Raw genomic sequence first — 10,648 nt, forward strand, 5'->3', positions numbered from 1 at the left:
CCTTTCACATCTATTTTTTTATCTATTTTTCCCCTTACATCATAACATAAGGGTTCAAATCAACGTTTATCGTTAAGTTTTGCTTTTGCATTTTCCCTTTGTACTGCTCTAATAAAAAGTGTAGAGAAGAAAAAAGGTCTGGTTCGTTTCTATATTTTATCATGCATTGATAACGATATCTATCCTTAATTTTCGCAATGGGAGATGGTACAGCGCCAAGAATAATAGCATTAGAGGACAGCTTGTTTTGTAAGAAGGCTGCGATTTTATCCGTTTCTCCCATTGCAACAGCCATATTTTCATGTGATACTGTCACAAGTGCCAAATAATAAAACGGCGGATACTTCAGCATCTTCCGCATGATCATCTCTTTTTTATAAAAAGCATCATAGTCATGATGACTCGCAAGATCAATGCTGTAATGTTCAGGCGTATACGTCTGAATAACAACCTCTCCTGGCAGGGAGTGGCGCCCTGCTCTTCCGCTTACTTGAGTCAGAAGCTGAAACGTTTTTTCAGATGCTCTGAAGTCTGGAAGGTGAAGCATTGTATCTGCTGAGAGAACACCAACGAGCGTTACATTTTCAAAATCAAGACCCTTTGCAATCATTTGGGTACCAAGTAAGATTTGGGCTTGGCCACTTTCAAATTTAGCAAGTAGTTTTTCATGTGAGCCTTTGCGGCTCGTTGTATCAACATCCATTCTCACAACAGATGCCTCTGGAATCACCTTAGTAAGCTCTTCTTCCACTTTTTGAGTACCTGTTCCAAAATAGCGGATATGATCGCTTTCACATTCAGGACATTTTATTGCAAGTTGCTCTTGATGTCCACAGTAATGGCATTTCATCAAGTTCTGATGTCTATGATACGTTAACGAAATTTCACAATGTGGACAAGTAGGCACAAAACCACAGTCTCTGCACATGATAAAAGAAGAATGACCGCGCTTATTTAACATAAGCACAATTTGCTCTCCTTTTGCTAATCGATCCTTCATTTTTTCAAACAGAACGGTCGAGAACATAGAACGGTTGCCATTACGAAGTTCTTCTCTCATGTCCACTTTTTCAACTCCGGGCATTTGGGCATTATTCATGCGCTTAGAAAGTGTTAAAAGAGTATAATTCCCTTTGCTTCCTCTCGCAAATGACTCAAGTGTTGGCGTTGCACTTCCGAGAACAACAGGACAATTGTGATACTCCCCTCGATAAATGGCAACATCTCTTGCATGATAGCGTGGGTTTTCTTCCTGTTTATAGCTTGATTCATGTTCTTCATCAATAATAATAATGCCCAAATTTTTAAATGGTGCAAAGATAGCTGAGCGAGCTCCAACAACAACTGACACTTCTCCTCGCTGAATTTTGCGCCACTCATCGTATTTTTCTCCCGCTGAAAGTCCACTGTGGAGAACAGCGACTTTTGAACCAAACCGTCCTTTAAATCTTGTGACCATTTGAGGTGTGAGCGAAATTTCAGGAACAAGAACAATCGCTTCTTCCCCTTTTTCAAGAACACGCTGAATAGATTGAAGGTATACCTCTGTCTTTCCGCTTCCTGTTACCCCATACAAAAGAAATACGTTATGCTTATCTTCTTCAATACTTGTATGAATTGGTTTAATAACTTTGCTTTGCTCTTCTGTAAGAGGAAGCGCACTTGTTTTTTGAAACTCTCTTTCTGCAAACGGATTTCTATACAGCTCAATCTCAATCTTTTCTAGGAAACCTTTCGAAATCAGTGAATTAATAGGTGCATCTGTAATACCAAGCTCATCTTTCAAGTGCTTTACGCTCATCTTTTCCTTTTGAGCAAGCATATATTGAAGAACAATCTTCTGCTTTTCACCTTTTTTACTGAGTCCATCCATATATTTCTCAATGTCTTCTTGTTTCATAGAAGGAGAGATTATAACGCCTCTCAGCATTTTTTTATTCACTCTATTTTTAACAATATACGTGACATCCAAAAAGTTCTTACTTATGTCTTTTAAAAGATAAGGGGCGGCAGGATGGTTTTTCACATCGCTAAATCTAATGCTCCCTTTTGAAAAAAGAGGCCGCACACTTTCATGAAGTTGATGCTTTACCTCTTCAGAAGGAAGCGAGATTTCTTTATCGTACTTTGCTTTCATTGCTGCAGGAAGCATCGCTTGAAAAGCTGACATTGCATAACATAGGGTTTCTTCTGTCAACCATTTCCCAAGGATAAGCAGCTCCTCTGTTAAAACAGGCTGAAGGTCAACCATCTCGTCAATTTCTTTTAAGCGAGCAACATCTGAACTTTCTTTTATGTTAATCACAAATCCTTGAATCTTACGAGGACCGAATGGAACAATAACACGCATTCCTTTTACAACAACGTCTTCTAGACTCTGTGGAATAATGTAGTCAAAAGGGCGATCCGTTCCTTTTGCTAAAACATCTACAATAATACTTGCTACTTTCATTTTGACCGTTCCTTTAATAAGTTCACAACTTCATTCATAATTCTTTCGCTCACATCTTTTTTCGAAAGCAGTGGAAGGTCTTGATGATGTCCATCTTTATAGAAGAGCGTCACTATATTTGTATCTCCCCCAAAGCCTGCACCTTCTGTTGAAATATTATTAGCGACAATAAGGTCAGCATTTTTTGTTTGAAGCTTTTTCATAGCATATTCTTCAACATGCTCTGTTTCTGCTGCGAATCCAACTAACAACTGACCAGCTTTCTTTTGCCCAAGCGTTTTTAAAATATCTGTTGTTCGTTCCATTTCGATCGCTAAATCTCCGTCTTTCTTCTTCATTTTCTGTCCAAAAGTTACTTTTGGATGATAATCAGCTACAGCAGCTGATTTAATGACAACAGAAGCATCGTTAAAAACGTTCATAACGGCGTCAAGCATGTTTGCAGCACTTTCAACTTCTACAAATGTAACACCTGTTGGAGGCGTTAAGTTTGTGGGGCCGCTAATAAGGGTAACATCCGCTCCAAGATCTTTAGCAGCCTGTGCTAAAGCGTAACCCATTTTACCTGTTGAACGATTGGAAAAAAAGCGCACGGGATCTACGTTCTCACGCGTTGGCCCTGCCGTAATCACAATTTTTTCTCCAACGAGAAGCTGTTCTTTTTTCGGCGCAAAGTGCTCTTTTACAAGCTCGACAATTTTCTCTGGCTCTTCAAGTCTTCCTCTACCAATATATCCACAGGCAAGATATCCTGCTGATGGTTCAATAAAGCGATAACCATCGTTATAAAGCGTCATAATATTACGCTGAACAGCTTTGTTATCATACATATGTACGTTCATCGCAGGAGCAATCCAAACAGGAGCCGTTGTAGCTAAAAGTGTTGTTGTAAGCATATCATCTCCAAGACCATTCGCTAACTTTCCGATCGTATTAGCTGTTGCTGGAGCTACAATAATCAAGTCTGCCCAATCTGCAACATCAATGTGTGAAATAACGGTTGGATCTTCTTCTAAAAAAGTATCTGTATAAACGTGATTTCGTGACAGTGCCTGAAATGTGAGGGGTGTAATAAACTTTGTTGCTGACTTTGTCATTATTACTCTTACTTCTGCTCCACTCTGAATGAGCTTACTTGTTAAAGCAGCTGCTTTATAAGCAGCAATTCCTCCGCTTACTCCTAATACAATACGTTTTCCTTCCAACGTTCTTCTCCCACCTTTTACATTTATCTTTTAAAAAAATAACAACCTAATCATAATAGGTTGTTATTCTACGTTCATTTTAGTTTTCTGATTTTTCAAAATGTAGAGCACCTGCATTAATTTCTTCAAGTGCACATCCTACAAACTTGTCTGATACTGGATTTTCAACCATAAGGTCGTTATATTCCTGTAAGCTGCGAGCACGTTTTGCTGCAACTGTTACAAGCGTATATTTTGAATCAAGCTTTGTCATAAGTGTGTCAATTGATGGATATAACATCATTCAACCTCCAGTAATTTTTTATAGCGAGGAGCTACTCGTGAACGTTTGCAATGTTCTGCCGTTACGATTGCTTTAATTTTATCACAAGCATGCTCGACTTTGTCATTTTCGACTACATAATCATAAGAATCCATCATTTCGATTTCTTCTTTTGCAGCTGTTAAGCGGTTATGAATAAGGTCTTCAGACTCAGTTCCTCTTGTTACAATACGATTGCGAAGCTCTGAAAGGCTTGGTGGAGCTAAAAAGATGAAAAGTCCTTCAGGAAATGCTTTCTTAACTTGCATTGCCCCTTGTACTTCAATTTCTAAAAATACGTCTTTTCCTTCATCAAGCGTTTTTTGAACATATTCAACAGGCGTTCCGTAATAGTTTCCTACGTATTCTGCCCATTCAAGCAGTTGATCATTTTTGATCATTTCTTCAAATTCCACGCGCTCTTTGAACAAGTAGTCCACGCCATGCACTTCTCCTTCACGCGGCTTACGAGTTGTTGCTGAAATAGAATATTGAAGAGAAAGTTCTTCCTCCGAAAATAATGCTTTACGTACCGTACCTTTTCCAACACCTGATGGCCCTGAAAGGACGATTAAAATTCCTTTTTCTTTCATTATAATTGCTACACCTTACCCTTCCGTCAGTTGTTCACCTTTTGATTCAAGTCGTTGTGAAATGGTTTCTGGTTGAACAGGAGCTAAAATAACATGTTCACTGTCCATAATAATAACTGATCGTGTTTTACGACCAAGCGTTGCATCAATAAGTGTACTTCTTTCTTTTGCATCTTGAATCATTCTTTTGATTGGGGCTGATTCAGGGTGCACAACAGAAATAATTCGCCCTGATGATACAAAATTTCCAAAACCAACATTAATAAACTTGCTGTTCATCAACAAGCCTCCTCAGCTTCCACACTCTATTTTTCACCATTTATGAATGATAACATTGTAGACTTTTTTTCTTGTTTTAAACCCTATGTATCAAAAGTCCCTGCTTCATTTATATATGAACGCTGTACTTTTGACAAGGGGCTATTCAATATTTTGCACTTGCTCTTTAATTCGTTCTAGATTTGTCTTTATATCAATAACTAAACTAGCAATGCTGCTGCTATGAGCTTTTGCTCCTATTGTGTTGCCTTCCCTGTTTAATTCTTGGACAAGAAAGTCAAGTTTACGCCCCATTTGAGCGCCGCTTTCAAGCGTTTCCTTAAATTCTCTAATATGGCTATTAATGCGTGTAATCTCTTCACTGATGTCTGCTTTCTCTGCAAAAATCGCAACTTCTGTCAGCACACGCTGCTCGTCAAATGAGTCACCAAGATGCTCCTGAAGCTTTTTCTGAATCCGCTCTCGGTACTGTTCTGAAACAGTTGGAGCAAGCTTCGCGATTTCCTCGCAGCTCTTTTCAATTTGACAAATACGATTCATCAAATCTTCTTTTAGCCGTTCTCCTTCATTTTGACGCATTTTATAAAGGTCTGAAACCGCTTTTCTTGCCGCTTCTTGTACAAGTTCTTTAACTTCTGTATTGTCTCCCTCTTCATCTTGCGTTGTGAAAACACCTTCCATTCCTAAGATGTCTTGGAACGAAAGAGATTGAGGAGGTAAATTTTGCTCTTTCTCAATTGTTTTTAACGCTTCAACGTATTGTTGAAGAAGTGAATAATCAGTTTGAAGACTTTTTGTACTCGAACGCTCTCCAGAGACCGTGACAAATACTTCAATTCTTCCTCTTTTAATAGATTCGCCAACAATTTTCTTAAGCTTGTCTTCAACATCAACAAGCTGTCTTGGCATACGAACCATCACTTCACAAAATCGGTGGTTAACAGACTTCATCTCAACTGTTACCGCGTTTTTTTCACTTTCGGCTTTTCCTCTCCCGAAACCAGTCATACTAACTACCATGTTATCACATCCATTGCTTCCCTTTATCTTAAAACCTTGCATATGTGCTTTTCATGTTTTAAGCATTACTACGTAACTTTTTCGTTAAATTATTTAATTATTCATTATAAAACACTTTATTACAAAAGGAAATCTCCCTTTATAACCCTTTGCATTATACCATAAAAAAAGACACGACAAAACAATAACTCCCCTGTTTTGTCGTGTCTTTTCTTTCCTTTTTTACTTCTTCTTCCTTGTTAAAAATGAGCCTGCAAGTAAGAATGTTGGGATGCTCGCCATTGCGATGATGAGCAACCAATCGCGTCCAATGATTGGCACCGTGTGGAAAATCGCTTGAAGCGGTTCAACATAAATTACAATTGCCATAAGTAGAATAGAAGATAATACTGCTCCGATAAGGTACATGTTTCCGAATGGATTTCGATCAAAAATAGATTTCTCGCTTCGGCAATCAAAGACATGAATAAGCTGAGCAAGCACGAGCGTTGCAAAAGCAACTGTTTGAGCGTACGCCAAGTTCCCTTTTTGCTCGTCATATACAATAATAAACGCTAGGAGTGTCGCAATTCCGATTAAAAACCCTCGACTGATTACTTTCCATCCAAGGCCTCTAGAAAATATACCTTCTTTTGGATGTCTTGGACCTCTTTTCATCACATCATCTTCTGGTTTATCAAGTCCAAGGGCCATTGCTGGAAGTCCGTCTGTCACAAGGTTTACCCATAGAATTTGAATTGGAACGAGCGGAAGTGGAAGCGCTAAAAGCATTGCAAAAAGCATAACTAGAATTTCACCAACGTTCGAAGCAAGCAGATAGCGTACAAATTTCCGGATATTTTCATAGATGTTACGCCCCTCTTTAATAGCCGACTTAATTGTGGCAAAGTTATCATCAAGAAGAACAAGAGATGACGCTTCTTTGGCGACGTCTGTTCCCGTAATTCCCATAGCAATCCCGATGTCCGCTGATTTAATGGCAGGAGCATCGTTCACTCCATCTCCTGTCATTGCGACAACATGCCCTTTTGCTTGCAGTGCTTTTACGATTTTCAGCTTATGCTCTGGAGAGACACGAGCATAGACGTCAACATCTTCTACAATCTCTTCAAGTTCTTCTTTAGACATTGACGTAATGTCTGTTCCTTGAAGAACCTTCCCTTTTTTCGTTAAAATACCAAGCTCTTTTGCAATTGCTTGAGCTGTAATAACATGATCACCTGTAATCATCACTGTTTTAATCCCTGCTTCTTTACATTCTTTCACAGCTTCTTTTACTTCTGTGCGAGGCGGATCAATCATTCCTTGCAAGCCAAGAAAGGTAAGACTTGATTCTGCTTCTTTTTCGGTTAGTTTATTATGATTTGAAAGTGGCTTATAAGCAATTGCAATTGTACGAAGAGCTCGTGCTGCTAAATCTTCAACAGCTTTGTGCACTTCGTTGTAGCGAGAAACAGAAAGTGATTCAAGACGTTCTTTCCATAATATTTGAGAGCTTGTTGTTAATAAAACATCAGGAGCCCCTTTTGTAACAACATAGCGCTTGCCTTCTTTGTCTTGAATAATAACGCTCATCATTTTACGAGTTGAATCAAATGGAAATTCTTCTACGATTGTAAACTGCTTTAGCATCTCTTCTCTTTCTAATCCAGCTTTTCGAGCTGCTACAACAAGAGCTGCCTCAGTTGGATCTCCATCAAGAACATACTCCTTTTTCCTCTGCAAAATATTTGTGTTATTACACAACAATCCGAAAAGAAGAACTTGAGAAAGCTCTCTTGATTTTTGAGGATTTACATCGCGATCATCAAGCCTGAATTTCCCCTCTGGTGCATATCCTGTTCCTGTGACTCCCCATGTTGTTCCTCCTGCCCAAACATGAGTTACCGTCATTTTATTTTGCGTAAGCGTCCCTGTTTTGTCTGAACAGATAACAGAGGCACACCCTAGCGTTTCAACGGCTGGAAGTTTACGAACAATTGCTTTTTTTCTAATCATTCGCTGTACACCGAGCGATAGCGCAACGGTTACAATAGCAGGTAATCCCTCTGGAATAGCTGCAACAGCTAAACTTACACCAGCTAAAAACATGCTGTATACGTCATGGCCTTGCAATACACCAACAAACACAACGAGCGCTGTTAAAATAAGCGCAATGATAATTAAAATTTTTCCAAGCTGTGCAAGCTTTCGCTGCAGCGGAGTTGTTACTGTTTCAGCATTTTGAAGAAGATCTGCAATTTGTCCCATTGCCGTATTCATTCCAGTTTCAACAACAACGCCGATTCCACCCCCTCTTGTCACAAGCGTTCCCATAAATGCCATATTTGTTTGATCACCAAGGGGAAGATTTTCATCATGAAGTGGGTTCGTTTCCTTTACAGCAGGAACAGACTCTCCTGTTAAAGCAGATTCTTCAATTTCAAGGGCTTTTGCTTCAATAATCCGTATATCAGCCCCTATTCTATCTCCTGTCGAAAATTTAATGATATCTCCTCTCACAAGTTCTTTTGAGGGCACTTTACTCCATTTTTCATTTCGTAATACATTTACTTTTGGTGCTGAAAGTTCTTTTAAAGCATCAAGTGACTTTTCGGCTTTCCGTTCTTGAAAGAAACCTAAGACACCGTTAATCAAAACGATGGCAATAATAGCAATAGCATCAATGTATTCACCTAAGAAACCTGAAACAAGCGTTGCTCCTAGTAAAACAAGGACCATAAAATCTTTAAACTGAGCAAGAAACACAAGCAATGCAGACGGTTTGGACGCTTCTTTTAACTCATTGTAGCCGTGTTCTCTTATTCGACCTTTTGCTTCTTTTTCATCTAGTCCTTTTTCTTTGTTTGTTTGTGCTGTGTGCAGGACAGTATTCTCACTCATTTCATGCCACTTCATGACACACGTTCACACCCTTTGCCTTTTAATCTCTTCTAAGGTAAGCTTATTCAGACTCGTCCAAAAAAATGCTATACTTTACATTAGAAAGAAAGAGACGCAAGTTTTTAAATAGGGGTTAAGGAAGTGTTAAAATGTCATTTGACGGAATGTTTACATATGCAATGAAAGAAGAGTTAGTAGAGAAGTTACAAAGCGGACGCATAACAAAAGTGTATCAGCCTTTTACAAATGAGCTCATTCTTGGCGTACGTGCGGGAGGAACAAACTATAAACTTCTTCTCTCTGCGCACCCAAGCTACGCGCGTGTTCACTTAACAAATGAAAGCTATGAGAACCCAAGTACGCCACCGATGTTTTGCATGTTGCTTCGCAAACATTTAGAAGGCGGTATTATTGATTCTATTGAACAAATTGAGCTTGATCGCATCTTAAAAATTGAAGTGCGGGGCCGTGACGAACTTGGTGATGTTACGCATAAATCTCTTTATATTGAAATTATGAACCGCCATAGTAACATTATTTTAGTTGATCATAAAAAAGAGACGATTATTGACAGCATTAAGCACCTTTCACCATCTGTGAACAGTCATCGCACTGTTCTGCCTGGTCATTCTTACGTTTTTCCACCTGCTCAAAATAAGGAAAATCCATTCCAAGCAGACGAGGAAACAGTATTACGAAAAGTGGACTTCAACAGCGGCAAACTAGACGGTCAGCTTGTTAGTTCGTTTGAAGGAGTTTCGCCTCTTTTAGCGAGAGAAGTTATTCACACATCTGGTCTTGCTAATCGCACAACAGTACCGAAAGCTTTTGTTGAGCTTATGGCTAAGATTAAAGAGAAAGAGTTCACTCCGCAGATTATTAGAAATGAAGGAAAAGAAGCGTTTTATATGATCCCTCTTACACATCTAGAAGGTGAAGTTTCTACCTTTTCTTTGTTAAGTGAAGCTCTTGACCGTTTTTACTATGGAAAAGCAGAACGAGATCGTGTAAAACAGCAAGCACATGACCTCCTACAATTTATGAACACAGAGAAAAAGAAAAATGAAAAGAAAATTAAAAAGCTTAAAACAACGCTTGATGATGCTGAAAAAGCGAAGAAATTTCAATTGTACGGCGAACTTCTAACATCAAATCTTTTTGCGATTAAGCAAGGAGATAAAAAAGCAGAAGTTATCAACTACTATGATGAAAACGTGGGCACAGTGACAATTGAGCTTGATCCGCAAAAGACGCCATCTCAAAACGCACAGCATTATTTCCATCGCTATCAAAAAGCGAAAAACTCGGTTACTGTTGTACAGGAACAAATTCAAAAAGCAACAGAAGAAATTCAATACTTTGAAACGCTGATCCAACAAATGGAATCTGCGACGCATAGAGATATTGCTGAAATTCGTCAGGAGCTAACAGAGGAAGGCTATTTGAAGAAAAAGAAAGAAACGAAAGTGTCTAAAAAACAAAAGAATCAAACACCTCAACTTGAAGCATATGAATCAAGCGACGGGTATTCCATTCTCGTTGGCAAAAACAATAAACAAAATGACTATTTAACAAATCGAGTAGCAGGACGAGATGAGCTTTGGTTTCATACAAAAGATATTCCAGGCTCGCACGTTGTGATTCGCGATACAAATCCTTCAGAAGAAGCGATTAGAGAAGCTGCTCATTTAGCAGCGTATTTTAGCAAAGCAAAACAATCCAGTTCTGTTCCTGTTGATTATACAAAAGTTCGACATGTTAAAAAGCCTAGTGGTTCGAAACCAGGGTTTGTGATTTATGAGCAGCAGCAAACTGTGTTTGTGACGCCAAGCGAAGAACTTGTTTTAAAACTAAGAAAATAAGACTTTTTAAAAAGACCGTTCATCACTTTTATTGGTATTATCCCCTTTAAGTA

General features: G+C 38.8%; 8 protein-coding genes. 1 reads left to right on the plus strand and 7 read right to left on the minus strand.

Going from position 1 to position 10,648, the window contains the following annotated elements:
- Window positions 1-34: 34 nt before the first annotated feature.
- The 7 genes from priA to MOC86_RS07995 form a co-directional block, all read right to left on the minus strand.
- Window positions 35-2,452 carry a primosomal protein N' gene (gene priA, locus MOC86_RS07965; protein ID WP_268583635.1) on the minus strand — a complete coding sequence of 806 codons (2,418 nt, stop codon included), beginning with the start codon at window positions 2,450-2,452 and terminating at the stop codon, window positions 35-37.
- Complete coding sequence (gene coaBC, locus MOC86_RS07970) at window positions 2,449-3,657, minus strand: bifunctional phosphopantothenoylcysteine decarboxylase/phosphopantothenate--cysteine ligase CoaBC (RefSeq protein ID WP_268583636.1); 1,209 nt, start codon at window positions 3,655-3,657, stop codon at window positions 2,449-2,451. Before coaBC ends, priA begins: the two co-directional genes overlap by 4 nt.
- Before the next feature lie 79 nt (window positions 3,658-3,736).
- Window positions 3,737-3,937 carry a DNA-directed RNA polymerase subunit omega gene (gene rpoZ, locus MOC86_RS07975; protein ID WP_268583637.1) on the minus strand — a complete coding sequence of 67 codons (201 nt, stop codon included), beginning with the start codon at window positions 3,935-3,937 and terminating at the stop codon, window positions 3,737-3,739.
- Entirely contained in the window at window positions 3,937-4,551 is a 615-nt protein-coding gene (gene gmk, locus MOC86_RS07980) for a guanylate kinase (protein WP_019391761.1), read from the minus strand. Before gmk ends, rpoZ begins: the two co-directional genes overlap by 1 nt.
- Before the next feature lie 15 nt (window positions 4,552-4,566).
- A complete protein-coding gene (locus tag MOC86_RS07985; protein WP_019391760.1) occupies window positions 4,567-4,830 on the minus strand; it encodes a DUF370 domain-containing protein in 264 nt (87 codons plus the stop codon).
- 141 nt (window positions 4,831-4,971) lie between these two features.
- On the minus strand, window positions 4,972-5,850 hold the full coding sequence (locus MOC86_RS07990) for a YicC/YloC family endoribonuclease (protein ID WP_268583639.1): 879 nt from the start codon (window positions 5,848-5,850) through the stop codon (window positions 4,972-4,974).
- Between the two features lie 222 nt (window positions 5,851-6,072).
- Complete coding sequence (locus tag MOC86_RS07995; protein WP_268583640.1) at window positions 6,073-8,748, minus strand: calcium-translocating P-type ATPase, SERCA-type; 2,676 nt, start codon at window positions 8,746-8,748, stop codon at window positions 6,073-6,075.
- Between the two features lie 134 nt (window positions 8,749-8,882).
- Between MOC86_RS07995 and MOC86_RS08000 the strand changes: the two genes are divergently transcribed.
- A complete protein-coding gene (locus MOC86_RS08000; protein WP_268583641.1) occupies window positions 8,883-10,595 on the plus strand; it encodes an Rqc2 family fibronectin-binding protein in 1,713 nt (570 codons plus the stop codon).
- Window positions 10,596-10,648: the final 53 nt, after the last annotated feature.

It is taken from the genome of Priestia endophytica, assembly GCF_026790145.1.
Classification (GTDB): Bacteria; Bacillota; Bacilli; order Bacillales; family Bacillaceae_H; genus Bacillus_I; species Bacillus_I endophytica_A.

Bases quoted from the DNA above. Each gene is read 5' to 3' on its own strand.
- priA (WP_268583635.1), bottom strand. From the start codon at position 2,452: ATGAAAGTAGCAAGTATTATTGTAGATGTTTTAGCAAAAGGAACGGAT.
- rpoZ (WP_268583637.1), bottom strand. From the start codon at position 3,937: ATGTTATATCCATCAATTGACACACTTATGACAAAGCTTGATTCAAAA.
- gmk (WP_019391761.1), bottom strand. From the start codon at position 4,551: ATGAAAGAAAAAGGAATTTTAATCGTCCTTTCAGGGCCATCAGGTGTT.
- MOC86_RS07985 (WP_019391760.1), bottom strand. From the start codon at position 4,830: ATGAACAGCAAGTTTATTAATGTTGGTTTTGGAAATTTTGTATCATCA.
- MOC86_RS07990 (WP_268583639.1), bottom strand. From the start codon at position 5,850: ATGGTAGTTAGTATGACTGGTTTCGGGAGAGGAAAAGCCGAAAGTGAA.
- MOC86_RS07995 (WP_268583640.1), bottom strand. From the start codon at position 8,748: ATGAAGTGGCATGAAATGAGTGAGAATACTGTCCTGCACACAGCACAA.
- MOC86_RS08000 (WP_268583641.1), top strand. From the start codon at position 8,883: ATGTCATTTGACGGAATGTTTACATATGCAATGAAAGAAGAGTTAGTA.